Genomic DNA, 14319 nt, shown 5'->3' on the forward strand with positions numbered 1-14319 from the left:
GCTTCCTATTTATCCAAAGCAATATCCGGTGCGTCTTCCTGTTTCATGCCGACGACATGATAACCGGCATCGACATGCAGATTTTCTCCGGTCACGCCCGATGACATGTCCGAGCAGAGATACAGCCCAGCGCCGCCAACATCTTCGATAGTAACATTGCGGCGCAGCGGCGAATTCAGCTCATTCCATTTGAGAATATAGCGGAAATCACCAATGCCGCTGGCGGCAAGGGTCTTGATCGGGCCAGCAGAAATGGCGTTGACGCGGATATTCTGCGGACCCAAGTCATTGGCGAGATATTGCACGCTGGTTTCCAGCGCCGCCTTGGCGACACCCATGACATTGTAATGCGGAATCACCTTCTCAGCGCCATAATAGGTCAGCGTCACGATGCTGCCGCCGTCTGGCATCATCTTCGCCGCTCGCTGGGTGACAGCGACCAGCGAATAAGCAGAGATGTTCATAGTCATCAGGAAATTGTCGAGGCTGGTGTCGACATATTGGCCGCGCAGCTCATTCTTGTCAGAAAAGCCAATGGCGTGGACCACAAAGTCAATCGTTTCCCAACGCTGTTTCAGCGTTTCAAAAGCAGCATCGAGATTATCCATATCCGATACATCGCATGGGATCAGAAAATCCGACCCGAGTTCCGCAGCCAATGGCCGCACCCGCTTTTCCAGCGCTTCACCCTGATAGGAAAAGGCCAGCTCAGCACCGGCTTCGGCCAGCGCTTTGGATATACCCCAGGCCAGTGACTTGGTGTTGGCCAAGCCCATGATCAGGCCGCGCTTGCCCTGCATCAGCCCTGCTGCTGTCCCACTCATAAAATCCTCATATCTCTATTGCTTGTCGGCAGATATACCGGCTGGCAAAGGCTCTGTCACCGCTTCATCGCGCGCAAGTCGGCAAAGCGCGGCATTAAGCTCTGCGCCAACCACCATCGCCAAGCCAATCAGGTAGAAGAAAATCAGGCTGATCATCACCCCGGCAAGACTGCCATAGGTAAGGTCATAGGTGGCAAAATTGCTGAGGAAAACGGGCAGCAGTGCCACAAGGCCCATCCACCATAAGGTAATCAGCGCCGGACCCGGCCAGATCGGGCCCCGGCGATACTCCTCTGCGCGCGGTGTCATGGAACGGAAGATCAGATACAGCGCGCCAAACAGGATCATCGCGGTGGCCAACTGGCTGAAGGCAATGAAACTGAGAATATTGCCCGAAAACGGCACCATCATGCTGTCGACAAATTCGCGCGCGCCGCCAAGCAGCACCTGCAGGCTGAACGCCAGCATGGTGAACAGCACCCCGCCGATGATCACCAATATGGCGCCGAGACGATATTGCCAAAAGGGCCGCAAATTGGTGACGATATAGGCGCGGCGGATGATGTCGCGAATGGTCTCGATCAGGCTGGCCGTAGTCCACAGACCAACCGCTGCGGAAAACCAGAGCAATGCCCCGCTACGCGCTGTCAATGTCGATTGCACCGGCTCGGACAATGCCCGCGCTACCGAGGGCGGCAGAGTGACGAGAAACGCCTCCACCGCATCATAACCATATTCGGTGCGGCCAAAGGCGCTGGCGATAGTGGTCGCAACGATAAAGAAAGGAAAAATAGCGAGCAGTGAGAGATAAGCAAAATTGCCGGCAAGGACAAAGCCATCCTCATAGGTGCGCTCGAGCACATCCTTGATAACCCGGATGGTTGCGCTCCGGTCCGGCCTTGCAATCTTATTGCCCATTCAGCATCCCGATTGCCACGCTCCTTGTTGCACGGATCGCTTGTTTAAGGCTTTACGCCAGCATGGGTCAAACAGGAAGTGACCGCCGGTCTTACATCTGGAAATGGGCGCGGGGGTCGTGGCGGCTGCTCCAGCTATCGACAAATTGATCGAGCGCAGCATCATCCTCGGGGATGGCGATGCGCAGCGTCACCATCTGGTCACCCCGACCGCCTCCTTTGCGATGGAAGCCTTTGCCTTTAAGCCTCATCACCTGTCCGCCGGTGCTGCCAGCTTTGAGCGTCATCATCACCGGGCCATCAACCGTCGGTATCTTGATCTTGCCGCCCTTCACCGCCTCGGTGAGGCTGATCGGCAGATCAAGCAACACATCGTCTTCATCACGGCGGAAATGCGGGTGCTTGCCGATGGTGATGGTGACAATCGCGTCGCCCGGCCCGGCAGCACCGGGCTGCCCTTTGCCGGTGAGGCGGATTTTACTGCCGGTTTCGACACCGACAGGCAGCTTTATCGACACCGTCTTGCCATCGGACAGGGTTACCGTTTGTGGTGCCAATGTCGCCGCGCTGATAAAATCGACGGTCAGCTGATAGCCGACATTGGCACCCTTGGATGGAGGCTGGCGTCCGCCAAAACCACTGGACCGCGCATTGCCGCCACCGCCGAAAAGACCATCAAAGATATCGGCAAAATCAATGCCATCATTGCCAAAGCCGCCAAAATCCCCGCCAGAGGATTGCGAGCGGCTGTGATAGCCCCCCGCGCCGCCGCCAAAGCCGAACGGCGCGGTCGGGTTTCCCTCAATATCAATCTCGCCGCGATCAAAGCGCGCGCGTTTATCGCTATCGGTCAACAGGTCATAGGCCTGCGTCACTTCGGAAAAGCGCTCTGCCGCTTTGGGATTGTCCTTGTTACGATCCGGGTGCAGCTCCTTCGCCAGCTTACGATAGGCGCTTTTGATATCCTTCTCACTGGCACCGCGAGCGACACCGAGTATTTTATAGGGATCAGCCATTGCATGCACCGCCATGATATTTCCGCCTTATTCCTCTCTCTGCCTCGTCATGATTCAAACTGTTGCAAATATACAACACAATCTGGTGAGAGGCGGAGCCAATTTCAATAGCAATCGCTTCCTTTTTCAGCATGGCAAGACTATCTCACAGGCGAGTAACAAAAACATGAATGGGAATGTCATATCGTTACTGTCTTATATTAGCAAGACAGGCATGACAGGCCTTTACATCCGCAAGCGAGGAATAGCCGAAAGATGACCGATCCCTTTGCCCTGTTTGACACATGGTTCACTGAAGCGCGTGAGACGGAGATCAACGACTCCAACGCCATGGCTCTGGCCACGGCAGACGCATCGGGCATGCCGTCTTTGCGTATGGTGCTGCTCAAGGGGCATGACCGGCAGGGCTTTGTTTTCTACACCAATCTGGGCAGCAACAAGGCCAGCGACTTGAAAGCCAACCCGCAGGCGGCCTTGCTGTTCCACTGGAAATCGCTGCGGCGGCAAATCCGGGTGGCGGGGCAGGTCAGCTCGGTCGATGATGCAGCGGCGGACGCCTATTTCGCCAGCCGCAGCCGCGACTCCCAACTTGGCGCATGGGCTTCGCTGCAATCCGAACCGCTCGACAGCCGCGACACTTTCATGGCGCGCTATGACGAGGTGCGTGCGCGATATGACGGTCAGGATGTGCCGCGCCCGCCGCATTGGTCCGGCTTTCGCATCGCGCCGCAGCGTTTTGAATTCTGGGAAGACCGCGAACACCGGCTGCACCACCGCCGCGTCTTCCTGCCTGATGGCGATGCTTGGACCGAAGGATTGCTCTACCCATGACCAGCGTGACCCTGCCCTATGCGCATATTGACGCCTTTGCCGACCGCCCGTTCACCGGCAATCAGGCGGCGGTGATGCCGCTTGAGACATGGCTGCCGGATGCAGTTTTGCAGGCGATTGGTGAAGAGAATAATTTCGCTGAAACTGCTTTCATCGTGCCCGATAAAACTGGCGAGGCGGATTATGAACTGCGCTGGTTCACCCCTACCAGCGAGGTTGATCTGTGTGGCCATGCCACTCTCGCCTCCGGCCATTATGTTCTAAGCCAGGACTCCAAGCGCGACAGCGTCAGCTTCCGCACCCGCAAGGCAGGCATTCTGAAAGTATCGCGCGGGACAAAAGGCTATGACATGGCGCTGCCCGCAACCTTTGTACAAGCCTATGACCATCCTGAACTGAGCGCTGCGCTGGGCACCGGTGGTGCCCCGCTCTTCAAAGCGGTACGCGGCGTGGAAAAGACCACGATCATCCTGCTGGACGACGCCGATGCAGTACGCAAGGTCTCGGTCGATATGGCCGCACTCACCGACATTCCGGTCATGGCCATCATCACCGCGCCAGGCGATGCGCAAAGCGGCACCGATGTCATCAGCCGCGTCTTCGTCCCCGCCTGGGGCGTGCCCGAAGACAGCGTCACCGGCTCGGCTCATTGCGCACTGGCGACTTTCTGGTCAGAGCGTCTGGGCCGCAACTCTTTCAGCGCCTATCAGGCCAGCCAGCGAGGCGGGGTTGTGCAATGTCGCCATGATGGTGATGAGGCGGTGCTGTCGGGCGAGTGCTTTACCGTGGTCGAGGGCCGGTTTGCTTTGCCCGGGCTCGGCTGAGACCCTCAATTTTCACGCGGAGACGCGAAGGCGCGGAGAAATAGAGTCCTTCCCGATCTTACCTAGGGATGTGGAACTGTCCAATACGGAGAAGGGGCGCGAAGCCGGAGAAGAACTTCAGCCCCGAACGCCGCCTTTCATAAAAGCGGGCATGTCCTACACCCGCAGTCGCTGCTATCATCGCGTCGGCTCTTTCTAATCTGTTGATCTGATGCGGTGATTTTGGCGCGAATAGGGGAAAACTGTCACCTTGTATTGGCGAGAGTGTTTCTGCGATAAAGTTACTTTTTCTCAATGCTATAGCGCGAACACATAAGTCGATTAGCCAGGGTAACAGGGTGTCACTTGTGTCACCTTTTGTTGGTTTAAGGCGCAATGGCTCCCCTCCTCCTTCAGGGGAGGGGCAGTGAGACTTAGCCCTGAGCGCCAGCGAAGGGGTTAGTCGCAGCGGGGTGGGGGTTCACCGCTTGCGCTGCGCCTGTGGAACGCCCCCTCTCCCAACCCTCTCCCCTGAAGGGGAGAGGGCTAAGAATGACTCGCGCAAAGGCGCTAAGGCACGAAGATCTTGGGCACTTGGCGCGGCATTCTTCGCGTTCTTGATAATCTTCGCGTTCTTCGCGTGAAACAACTGGCCTGATGTGAACCCACGATTTGAGCGAACGATAGCGACCTTCGACGCTTATTGCCTGTGCCCCTCCCCCAGCTTCGCTGGTTCCCCTCCCCGTCCCGAGGAGGATTGCCCTCAAAGCACAGCCAATATCTCTCCCATTTTGCGGTCGATCGGTGCGCCGACTTCGTCCTGGGTTTTGCCGAGACGCACCATGGTGACGCGCTTGTCGGGCGAGACGATGACCTTCTGCCCCAGATGGCCGAGCATGGCGAAGACATTGTCCGGGCCGTTATTGGGGAAGAGCACTGGATTGCGCCCGCCGGTGCGTTGCTTGTTGAGCCAGATATGGCCGGCATAGGCAGGGTCAATCTCACTTGAGGTCAGCATGAAGCGGATCCAGCTTTTGGGCAGGATCTGGTTGCCATCGACCGCGCCGCCATTGCGCAGGAACTCGCCAAACTTCGCCCAATCGCGCGCGGTGGCGTGGATCAGGCTGCCGCCGAGCATGGTGCCCGCCGCATCATATTCGGGGAACATGCTGGTGAGGCCCAGCGGTTCGGTCAGCCGCCCTTTGATAAATTGCGCCATCACCCGCTGGCGCACATCGGGGTCGGTGCTGTCGGTCAGTTCGCGGGTGATGATGTCGGACAGGATGAAGGAGGTATTGGTGCTATATTCAAACTGCTCACCCGGCTGCGCTTCAAGCGTTTTGGCCTTGGCATAGCCTGCGGCATCCGCCGCGCCATCGAGGAACAACGCGCGCACCTCATCGGACTCATAGGGCGGATCGCCCGCCTCTGTGTGGTCGAGACCGGAGGACATATGCAGCAATTGGCGTAGCGTGATCGCACCGCGTGGATCGCCGGGGCGTTGCCATTCGGGCACGGGGGCGGGCTCATCCAGCGCGAGACGGCCATCGGAGACCAAAATGCCGATCAGCACTGAGGTCACTGTTTTGGCCATCGACCAGCTGATAAAGCGGGTCTCGCGATCATAGCCTTTGGCATAGCGCTCGGCGATGATCTCGCCATCCTCGACGATGATGATCGCGCGGGTTTCAGCAAATTCCTCGGCCTCGAACATCGGTTCGACGGCATCGCGCAGCCGATTGGCGCTGATCCGGTTGCCATCGCGATAGTCGATGATCGGGTCGGCGTTTTCAGCGGTCTCGGCAGGTTTCTCGGTCACCGGAGCAGGCGCGGCGGAAGCCAGCAGCACAGCACCACCGGCAAGCGCGGTTGCAGCAAGACCCAGAGAAGCAGCACGAAGAGAGAAGGACATTTGCGGGGTTACTTTCATCAGGATGCACGGCTATGGCCGGAAGAGTATCGCACTAACAATATGGCATTTTTCGGGGGACGCAACGCTTCATGTCGGCAGCTCAACAATCGGATGGTCCTCAAAAATCGGGCGGCATAAGCAAAGGGCACATTGTGCTGTGGCTGGTGCTCGCACTGCTGGTGGTGGCGATTGTCGGCGTTTTGTGGAACCTCGCCGCGATCCGCAGCTATACCAATGTTGGCTCAGCCTATTCCGCCCGTGTGGTCTGTTCCTGCCGCTATGTCGGCGGGCGCGATCTCACTGATTGCGAAAAGGATCTGGAGCCGGGAATGGAAGTGGTGTCGTTAAGCGATGATGAGGAAGCGAAACGCGTTACCGCTTATGTTCCGCTGCTGGCCGAGCAAAAGGCGGAATTTCGTGAAGGCTATGGCTGTGTGCTGCTAAGCAAGGAAGAGCGCGAGGCTTTGGAGGAGTAAGTCCTCCCCTTGGGGGAGGGGAACCAGCGAAGCTGGTGGAGGGGCACAGGCCGCCTGATGCGATGTCTATAGCGAAGGCAAAATTGGCTTTCGCACCACCAGCGCATCGCTTCAACTCTGTATCATGCCGAGGGTGCCCCTCCACCGTCTGCGACGGTCCCCCTCCCCGTTCCGGGGAGGATTGGAGATCACTGCGCGGCAATCAACGTCGCGACATCAACCGGCTGACCATTGCGACGCAGTTCGATCATGATATCGCCACCCTCGCCTGCAGGTGCCCGGCCAATCGGCGCCCCCTGTGATACTTCGTCACCGACCTTAGCATTGATCTGCGCCAGTCCGGTGATCAGTGTCGTCCAACCGCCATCATGCTCCAATATGATGATCTCGCCAAAGCCGCGATAGTCCCCGGCATAGGCAACCCGCGATCTGGCAGGTGCGATAATCTGTGCCGCGTCACCGGCGCGGATGGTAATACCGCGAGCGGTCACACCGCTTTCTGACACCTCGCCAAATCCGGTGGTCACGGTGCCGACAACCGGCAGCATATAGGCCGGGCGACCAGCGCGGCGCGGTGTGGCATTACCCTTGCCGACAACATTGGAAAGCTCCGGCCGATCAGGTCGCAAACGCGGGCCATCCAGCGCCGCCAGCTCCTCTCGAACTGTGCTGCTGACGGTGATGCGGTCGATCAGATCATCAAGATCGCGAGCGTCTTCGCCTAAAGCAATCGCACGGTCTTCCTCAAGCTGTGCTCCGCCGATCAGCTCGCGCGATTCCAGCCTTGCCGCCGTTTCCATGCGTGCCAGCTTTTGCCGTCGGTCCTCGAGCTTCTGCCGCGATGCGCGCAATGTTTTCGCCGCCTTTTCAGCCTGTCTGCGCAATGTGCGGCTGCGCTCTATATCCTCACGCAACTCTTGCGACATATCCTCCACTTGCGGCCGGATTGATGCTATTAATGCGCGCACCCGCACCGTTTCTTCGAGCGAGCCGGGCTTGACAAGAGCGAGCGCGGTTGGCCGTCGGCTGAACTGTTGCAATGCGGCGGTCAGCTTGATCATCGGTTCCTGCTTCGCCGCCAGACGCCGTTTCTGTGCCAATTGCAACGTGTCGAGAATGGAAATGCGCGCATTGGCGGCAGCAATCCGCGCTTCGGATTCCTGAACCCGCGCCGCCATCGCCTGAATATCTCCGCGCACCTTGTCCGCGCGCTTGGTGGCGCTGTCAGCCCGCTTCTGCAGCCCCTCCGCGCGTTCTAAAGCGGCTTTCGCTTGCGCTTCAGCAGCACGCAACGCCTTTTGTGTTTCTGCAACGGTCTGCCCAGGCAACACACTGTTTTGCGCAATCGCCGACCAGCCAATAGCAACGAGCCCGATGCCCAAGACAAGAGTAAGAATGAGAGAGCGCATCATCTTCCCCTAGCCTTCTCGATGATAGGGATGACCAGCCAATATGCTGGTAGCACGCCATAGCTGCTCGGCCAGCATCGCGCGCGCCATCATGTGCGGCCAGGTGGCATTGCCAAAGGACAGCAGGAGGTCAGCCTCGGCGCGCTGGGCATCATCAAAGCCGTCCGCGCCGCCGATAAACAGCCTTGTTTCACGCACCCCATCATCGCGCCAACGGCCCAATATGCCGGAAAAGGCAACAGATGAGAGATTCTTACCTTTTTCATCGAGCAGGATGGTGCGGCAAGGTGCAGTCGTGGGAGGTTTGGCTACAGCATCCGGGCGGTCGGGAAGTTCTGTCACCTGCCAGGGCCATGACAGGCGCTCCATATATCGGGTCACAAGCTCCGCCTCGGCACTGCGGCCGATCTTGCCCCGGGCGATGATATGCAGCTTCATGGGCTCTGTCATATCATCTGAAATGTCAGGCGCAATTGCCTGTTACGCTCAGGCGTTACCCTCAGCGGTATCGTCAAAGCCCCACATCCGCTCCAGATTGTAGAAGCTGCGCACTTCCGGACGGAACAGGTGGACAATGACGTCCCCGGCATCAATCAGCACCCAGTCTGCATTGGGCAGACCTTCAATACGTGCCGTCCCACCGGCTTTCTTGATCCGTTCGACCATCTTCTGCGCCATGGATGCGACCTGACGTGTCGAGCGACCGGATGCGATAATCATATGATCGGCAATGCTGCTTTTGCCTTCCAGATCAATGACAACCATATCCTGCGCCTGATCATCATCAAGCGACTGGCGCGCAAGCGCCAGCAGGGCATCAGGTTCAGGCCCGGCATCAGCACCGGGATTGAGCGGCGTGGATGGCCTTTCGGTCACGGTTTCAGCTAAATTGGTCAAAAGAGTTCCTCTTTACTGGTGGTCCATAATGGCTGCTCCCACCCAGCCTGGGCCACTTGTCTTTACAACAATCGGCATCACAGTAATTCGCGGGTCACATCGTCACGAACGATATGACCAGCATAGTCGCTATGCCAATTGGGGGTGGTGCGGCGGATGTTACTCGCCGAACGCGGATCGGAACGATAGCGCAATATCACAAGCGCTGGCGTGCTCCATTTCGTCCAATGCACACTCTGGTTCCGGGGCCGGACAAAGCGCCCGAACCAAGCCATTGCCTTTGAAGCAACAGCGGATTGAGTATAACCCGGTCTGGCGATGACCGCAATCGGCATTAATCGTGCAATTTCACGCCATTGGCGCCAGCGATGAAAATTTTCCAGATTATCTGCCCCCATAATCCAGACGAATTGATGCCGCGGATATCGGTTTACCAAGGTACGCAAAGTATCAATCGTATAGCGCGTCTGCATTGTGCGCTCGATCGCTGTGGCGCGGATCGGAGCGGCGCGAGAGAGATCCTGTGCCGAAGCCAGACGGGCATCCAGCGGCGCCATATCGGTCGCCCCGGCTTTGAGCGGATTGCCCGGCGAGACCAGCCACCAACATTCCTTCAACCGCAACGCCTTCATCGCGAACAGCGTGATGCTGCGATGACCGCCATGCGCGGGGTTGAAAGACCCGCCCAAAAGCCCGACGGGCTTGCGTCCGCCTCTTGTCAGCGATCTTTCCTCTAACATAGCGGCATTCAGGGACGCGTTTGACCGGTGCCATCAACCAACCATTTATAGGTGGTGAGCGCCTCCACGCCGACTGGCCCCCGCGCATGGAGCCGTCCGGTGGCAATCCCGATTTCCGCCCCCAGGCCAAATTCCCCGCCATCGGCAAATTGGGTCGAAGCATTGACCATAACAATCGCGCTATCGACACCGGACTGAAACTGCGCCGCGGCCTCGCTGTCCTGTGTGATAATCGCTTCGGTATGGCCGGAGCCAAACTCAGCAATATGTGCCATGGCCTCATCGACACCACGCACAAAACGCACAGCCACAACGGGCGCAAGAAATTCCTGCCCCCAATCCTCCTGCATCGCCGGGACTACTCGGCGATCCATTTCCATTGCCATATCATCGCCACGCACCTCGCATCCGGCATCGATGAGCGCACCGATCACGCGCGCCGGTTGCGGGAAGTCCTGATCGATCAACACCGTCTCGGTCGCACCACAAATCCCGGTTCGCCGCATCTTGGCGTTGACGACAATGGCTGCGGCTTTTTCAGGGTCAGCGCTGGCATGGACATAGCTATGACAAATGCCATCAAGATGCGCGAGCACCGGAACCCTCGCTTCCTGCTGCACTCTTTCGACTAAAGAACGACCACCGCGCGGGATGATAAGGTCAATGCCGTCGCTTGCCTTCAGCATCGCGCCGACCAGTGCGCGGTCCTGATCGGCAACGCGCTGCACCGCAGCCTCTGGAAAGCCTTTAGCCACCAGACCGCGCACCATAGCTGCGTGTAGTGCTGCATTGCTGTATTTTGCTTCACTACCACCACGCAATATCACCGCATTGCCCGCGCGGACGCACAGCGCCGCAGCATCCACGGTCACATTGGGACGGCTTTCATAAATCATGCCGATAACGCCAAGCGGCACGCTGACACGGCGAATGACGAGGCCATTGGGCCGTGTGCGGCTGTCCAGTTCATGCCCCAGCGGATCAGGCAGTTCAGCAATGTCCCTGACTGCGGCGATGATGGCGTCAATCCGCGCATCATCCAGTGCCAACCGGTCGCACATGGCATCGCTAAGGCCACGATCCTTGGCCGCAGCAAGATCCTCCGCATTGGCGGCAAGGATGGTAGCACGATCATTATCGAGCGATGCCGCCGATGCGACCAACGCGCGCTGCCTTGCCGCACCACCCATAGTCGCCAATGCCCGTTGCGCCTGTCGCGCAGCCTTTGCCATTGCCGCGATGACTTTCGTGGCATCATCGCTCGCAAATGCGGCCTGTCCCTGATGTCGCGTCGTCGTCAAAATGTCCTCTTCATGCATATGCCAGCAGATAAGCGGAGCGAATGCTGCACGCAAGCAGTTCAAAAACGACTCGCATCGCAGCTAAATGACTCATTCCTAAGGCTTTTGAACAAAAGCTGTATCTTTCCGTCCGAATCCGATCTTTTGTAATAATTGTAAAACCATTTGTCGCATTATGCCTTCGACTCGTCACGAGTCTGCAACATCGGATTCGATTCCTTAACCCCGCTTTGCTAGGGGCCGTGCCAACTACAGGGTCATAGGAAACTAGGGTCGTGAAATTTTTCAGCGCTGAAAATGCGCTATATGCACGCTTGTTGCGATGGTTCCCGGAGCGCGAATTCTTTATGCGCGCCGAAGGTCAGGTGAAATTCCTGAAGATATCATCGCGACTGCAAATCACTGTTTTTCTTGCCATTTTTGGTGCCATATTGCTGTGGCTGCTGACCACCTTGGGCATGGCCTTTAGCCAGGTCAGTGTCTCGCTCGACCGCATGGCTTTAAATGAGCGACAAGCGGTCGTCGCCGACTCTGAAAGCCGCGTCGAAGCCTATCGCGACTCGGTCGACAAGGTGGCCGCTGACCTTCAGCGGCGTCAGGATGAACTCGATGCGCTAGCCGAGCGCTATTTTCCGGCTAAAAACTCCAAAATGCCAGCACAAGCGGGAGAGGATGCCCAATCTGAGGAAGCAATCGCAGAAAAAATAAGCGCGCTTGTTCCTGAGGCCCGTGCACTGGCATTTGTCGAGGCGCGGCAGCTGGCCTTTGTGGCCATGCTGTCGGCCGAGGCGGACCGTCGCTCGGCCGAAGCAGAGTCCGCCATTCGTAAGCTGGGCCTTAATCCCCAAGAGATCGCGCGCGACAATGGCTCCGCGCAAGGTGGCCCCTTCCTCCCCTTCACTGATGCGGAAGATGACGAAACACGGCTTGACCCTCGCTTTATCACCCTCGGTCAGAAGCTTGCGCGCATGGACGCGCTGGAACGTGGCCTTGCCCATATTCCTTCTGCAGAGCCCGCCGATATGAATTTTATCAGCAGCGGCTTTGGCTATCGTCGCGACCCGTTCACACGTCGCGGCGCGATGCACAATGGCCTGGATTTCAAAGGCCCCTATGGTCAGCCGATAGTTGCCGCTGCCAGTGGAACCGTCAGCTTTGCCGGTTGGAAGGGTGGCTATGGCCGCACCGTTGAGATCGACCATGGCAATGGACTGGTAACCCGCTATGCCCACCTTTCGGGTATCAATGTCGCCGTTGGCAATGCTATAGATGAGGGGTCGAAAATCGGTGCCATGGGCAGCAGTGGCCGCTCGACCGGTACGCATCTGCATTTTGAAGTCCGCATGAACGGCAAAGCGATTAACCCAAAACCTTTTCTGGAAGCCAATAGCGATGTTCTCAAGATCCAAGCCAACGCCCAGCAGCGCACCCGAGCGGACGGCGGAGACGTCTAAGATGGCATCCCGTTCCGCGCGCGGCTCCATGGGAGGCGGCACCACATTCTCGGTCATCGGATCAGATGTTGTCATTACCGGAAACATAAGCGCAAAGGTTGACCTGCATGTCGATGGCCGCATTGACGGCGACCTGCAATGCGCCTCGCTGGTACAGGGAGAAGGCAGCGAGATTCACGGAGCGATTGTAGCGCAAACGGCGCGTCTGGCCGGACTGGTAGAAGGCTCCATCGACGCGTCGGAACTTGTGATTGAAAGCAGCGCGCGCATAACCGGCGATGTCTCCTATGAGACCATCACCATCGAACAGGGCGGCAATGTCGACGGCAAGTTCCGCCACAAAAGCAACGCAGCTGAGACGCCAAAGATCACCGCACGCGATGACAGCACAGCAACGCTTGATCTGTCGCCGGACAAGGCAGCCTAGCCGCAACATAGGGGCCAGTGCCGACGCCAGAGCTATCCTCAAGAAGTATGTTCGCCTGACCCGAAATTGGATGGCCTTGCCACGTCGATCCTTGATAACCAGGCTTCACCCAAAACAGCTAATCGATGCTGAACGTTGCACCTGCGCCCCAGGTTGCTTCATTGCGCGCCTGGTTGAAGCCAAAACCGGCATTGATGTTTATCCGCTGGCGATCGATACCTAGCCCATAAAGCCGCCAATAGCGCCGCCTTTGGATAGTGCGCCCGGATCGTCATGATAGCGCAGCTGGGTGAGTGCAGACACAGAGGCGATACCCGCCTGTGCTCCCTGGCGATATTCAGTCAAGTCGAAGCGGATATCATCAATCCGGGCATTGAGGCGGTTGGATAGCTGGCTGAACTGCTGATCGTTATAGGCATTGGCCTGCAACACAGCATCGCGCCATCGCTTAAGCTGCACCGCCCGGCATTTGTTGCGCGTGATGGATATCATCGCTGACCACCAGGCGCAAAGCAGAGCTGTCCGGCAGGTTCCGCCAGAAAGACAGATTATTATATCGTTCGAACAGGTCGGGCGGCAAAATCGTCTTGCGCTGCATCGGTTGCACCACCGGCTTTACCTTATGCATGCCGGACAGGCCGATATGCACGTCAAGTTCGGGCGCATCAAATTCTACGTTGTTAAAGTCATGCGCATAGGGTTCTTCGCCGATAAACTCATAGATCAAATTGATGGTTTGCTCCGGCTGCTCAACCAGCACATCATATTCAATCAGCAGCAACCGATCAGCAAAGTCCGAATAACAGGCTTCTTTCAGCGCCTGCCAGGCAAAGCCGACCAGCCGGTTGGCATTGGTCAGCGCCTCGACACGGGTATAGACGGTCGAGCGCTCGCCGCCATTGTTGAACAACCCGGTGTGCTCAAACGCATTGTTGCGATATTGCCGCTCGAGCGAGTCCAGTATCCACGCGACCGAGCGCACACAGCAGATGAGCCGCGTTTCCGGAAACAGCCGCATCAGGGCCGAAAGCTGCGCCGTCCAGGCGCGGTTGGTGTCAAAGATCAGTTCTTTGTCGACATCGGCATAATAGCTGGTGAACAGGCCGCGCAGCAGATTTTCCCGCTTCACATCGGTGACCATGGAAGAGACTTCATTGCCCACCGATACCGAGCCAATCAGCGAGTCAAACAGGGTTGAGACAGGCCCGGAAACACCGGCATAAACCCGAGGGTTCTGACGCAATATCGCCGAGGTCAGCGTTGAGCCTGAACGGGGCAGACCGGAGATGAAGAGAAACCGTTTATCCATAGC

16 protein-coding genes are annotated in these 14319 nt (G+C 57.8%); 5 read left to right on the plus strand and 11 right to left on the minus strand.

Features of this window, described 5'->3' with window-relative positions; all coding sequences use genetic code 11:
- Nucleotides 1-5: 5 nt before the first annotated feature.
- From fabI to RB602_RS14505, 3 genes are all read right to left on the minus strand, one after another.
- Nucleotides 6-800, minus strand: coding sequence for an enoyl-ACP reductase FabI (gene fabI, locus RB602_RS14495; RefSeq protein WP_317084573.1), 795 nt, complete (start codon nt 798-800; stop codon nt 6-8).
- A 39-nt stretch (nt 801-839) separates the two neighbouring features.
- Nucleotides 840-1742 (minus strand): YihY/virulence factor BrkB family protein, encoded by a 903-nt coding sequence (locus tag RB602_RS14500; RefSeq protein ID WP_317081565.1) that lies wholly within the window; start codon nt 1740-1742, stop codon nt 840-842.
- Nucleotides 1743-1833: 91 nt separating this feature from the next.
- On the minus strand, nt 1834-2757 hold the full coding sequence (locus RB602_RS14505; RefSeq protein ID WP_317084575.1) for a DnaJ C-terminal domain-containing protein: 924 nt from the start codon (nt 2755-2757) through the stop codon (nt 1834-1836).
- 255 nt (nt 2758-3012) lie between these two features.
- Here RB602_RS14505 and pdxH point away from each other — a divergent pair, with 255 nt between their 5' ends.
- Nucleotides 3013-3588 carry a pyridoxamine 5'-phosphate oxidase gene (gene pdxH / locus RB602_RS14510; protein WP_317081568.1) on the plus strand — a complete coding sequence of 192 codons (576 nt, stop codon included), beginning with the start codon at nt 3013-3015 and terminating at the stop codon, nt 3586-3588.
- The gene (locus RB602_RS14515; RefSeq protein WP_317081571.1) at nt 3585-4412 is read left to right on the plus strand and encodes a PhzF family phenazine biosynthesis protein; all 828 of its coding nucleotides are present in this window, start codon (nt 3585-3587) and stop codon (nt 4410-4412) included. Before pdxH ends, RB602_RS14515 begins: the two co-directional genes overlap by 4 nt.
- Before the next feature lie 742 nt (nt 4413-5154).
- Here RB602_RS14515 and RB602_RS14520 read toward each other — a convergent pair.
- Nucleotides 5155-6303 carry a serine hydrolase domain-containing protein gene (locus RB602_RS14520; RefSeq protein WP_317081572.1) on the minus strand — a complete coding sequence of 383 codons (1149 nt, stop codon included), beginning with the start codon at nt 6301-6303 and terminating at the stop codon, nt 5155-5157.
- A gap of 152 nt (nt 6304-6455) precedes the next feature.
- On the opposite strand from RB602_RS14520, the gene RB602_RS14525 reads away from it, so the two are divergent.
- The gene (locus tag RB602_RS14525) at nt 6456-6779 is read left to right on the plus strand and encodes a hypothetical protein (protein WP_317081573.1); all 324 of its coding nucleotides are present in this window, start codon (nt 6456-6458) and stop codon (nt 6777-6779) included.
- 188 nt (nt 6780-6967) lie between these two features.
- Here RB602_RS14525 and RB602_RS14530 read toward each other — a convergent pair whose 3' ends face one another.
- The 5 genes from RB602_RS14530 to RB602_RS14550 all read right to left on the minus strand — a co-directional run bounded on the left by RB602_RS14530 (nt 6968) and on the right by RB602_RS14550 (nt 11126).
- The gene (locus RB602_RS14530; RefSeq protein WP_317081575.1) at nt 6968-8191 is read right to left on the minus strand and encodes a murein hydrolase activator EnvC family protein; all 1224 of its coding nucleotides are present in this window, start codon (nt 8189-8191) and stop codon (nt 6968-6970) included.
- A 6-nt stretch (nt 8192-8197) separates the two neighbouring features.
- Nucleotides 8198-8626 (minus strand): 23S rRNA (pseudouridine(1915)-N(3))-methyltransferase RlmH, encoded by a 429-nt coding sequence (locus RB602_RS14535; protein WP_317081577.1) that lies wholly within the window; start codon nt 8624-8626, stop codon nt 8198-8200.
- Between the two features lie 48 nt (nt 8627-8674).
- On the minus strand, nt 8675-8953 hold the full coding sequence (rsfS, locus tag RB602_RS14540; RefSeq protein WP_317084577.1) for a ribosome silencing factor: 279 nt from the start codon (nt 8951-8953) through the stop codon (nt 8675-8677).
- Nucleotides 8954-9162: 209 nt separating this feature from the next.
- Nucleotides 9163-9825, minus strand: a complete 663-nt coding sequence (locus tag RB602_RS14545) for a nicotinate-nucleotide adenylyltransferase (RefSeq protein ID WP_317081579.1) — start codon at nt 9823-9825, stop codon at nt 9163-9165.
- Nucleotides 9826-9833: 8 nt separating this feature from the next.
- Nucleotides 9834-11126: a glutamate-5-semialdehyde dehydrogenase gene (locus RB602_RS14550; protein ID WP_317081581.1), complete on the minus strand. Its 1293-nt coding sequence runs from the start codon at nt 11124-11126 to the stop codon at nt 9834-9836.
- Between the two features lie 275 nt (nt 11127-11401).
- On the opposite strand from RB602_RS14550, the gene RB602_RS14555 reads away from it, so the two are divergent.
- Both RB602_RS14555 and RB602_RS14560 read left to right on the plus strand, forming a co-directional pair.
- Complete coding sequence (locus tag RB602_RS14555) at nt 11402-12580, plus strand: peptidoglycan DD-metalloendopeptidase family protein (RefSeq protein WP_317081583.1); 1179 nt, start codon at nt 11402-11404, stop codon at nt 12578-12580.
- A 1-nt stretch (nt 12581) separates the two neighbouring features.
- On the plus strand, nt 12582-13007 hold the full coding sequence (locus RB602_RS14560) for a bactofilin family protein (protein ID WP_317081585.1): 426 nt from the start codon (nt 12582-12584) through the stop codon (nt 13005-13007).
- A gap of 219 nt (nt 13008-13226) precedes the next feature.
- Here the strand turns inward: RB602_RS14560 and RB602_RS14565 are convergent, their stop codons facing one another.
- Complete coding sequence (locus RB602_RS14565; protein WP_317081587.1) at nt 13227-13499, minus strand: hypothetical protein; 273 nt, start codon at nt 13497-13499, stop codon at nt 13227-13229.
- Nucleotides 13456-14316 carry a sulfotransferase family protein gene (locus RB602_RS14570; RefSeq protein WP_317081589.1) on the minus strand — a complete coding sequence of 287 codons (861 nt, stop codon included), beginning with the start codon at nt 14314-14316 and terminating at the stop codon, nt 13456-13458. The genes RB602_RS14565 and RB602_RS14570 overlap by 44 nt, the downstream gene beginning before the upstream one ends.
- Between the last annotated feature and the right edge of the window lie 3 nt (nt 14317-14319).

The organism is Parasphingorhabdus sp. SCSIO 66989, from assembly GCF_032852305.1.
GTDB lineage: Bacteria > Pseudomonadota > Alphaproteobacteria > Sphingomonadales > Sphingomonadaceae > Alterisphingorhabdus > Alterisphingorhabdus coralli.

Coding starts and splice junctions, on each gene's coding strand:
- fabI (WP_317084573.1), bottom strand. CDS start 800: ATGCAGGGCAAGCGCGGCCTGATCATGGGCTTGGCCAACACCAAGTCA.
- RB602_RS14500 (WP_317081565.1), bottom strand. CDS start 1,742: ATGGGCAATAAGATTGCAAGGCCGGACCGGAGCGCAACCATCCGGGTT.
- RB602_RS14505 (WP_317084575.1), bottom strand. CDS start 2,757: ATGGCTGATCCCTATAAAATACTCGGTGTCGCTCGCGGTGCCAGTGAG.
- pdxH (WP_317081568.1), top strand. CDS start 3,013: ATGACCGATCCCTTTGCCCTGTTTGACACATGGTTCACTGAAGCGCGT.
- RB602_RS14515 (WP_317081571.1), top strand. CDS start 3,585: ATGACCAGCGTGACCCTGCCCTATGCGCATATTGACGCCTTTGCCGAC.
- RB602_RS14520 (WP_317081572.1), bottom strand. CDS start 6,303: ATGTCCTTCTCTCTTCGTGCTGCTTCTCTGGGTCTTGCTGCAACCGCG.
- RB602_RS14530 (WP_317081575.1), bottom strand. CDS start 8,191: ATGATGCGCTCTCTCATTCTTACTCTTGTCTTGGGCATCGGGCTCGTT.
- RB602_RS14535 (WP_317081577.1), bottom strand. CDS start 8,626: ATGAAGCTGCATATCATCGCCCGGGGCAAGATCGGCCGCAGTGCCGAG.
- rsfS (WP_317084577.1), bottom strand. CDS start 8,953: ATGGTTGTCATTGATCTGGAAGGCAAAAGCAGCATTGCCGATCATATG.
- RB602_RS14545 (WP_317081579.1), bottom strand. CDS start 9,825: ATGTTAGAGGAAAGATCGCTGACAAGAGGCGGACGCAAGCCCGTCGGG.
- RB602_RS14560 (WP_317081585.1), top strand. CDS start 12,582: ATGGCATCCCGTTCCGCGCGCGGCTCCATGGGAGGCGGCACCACATTC.
- RB602_RS14565 (WP_317081587.1), bottom strand. CDS start 13,499: ATGATATCCATCACGCGCAACAAATGCCGGGCGGTGCAGCTTAAGCGA.
- RB602_RS14570 (WP_317081589.1), bottom strand. CDS start 14,316: ATGGATAAACGGTTTCTCTTCATCTCCGGTCTGCCCCGTTCAGGCTCA.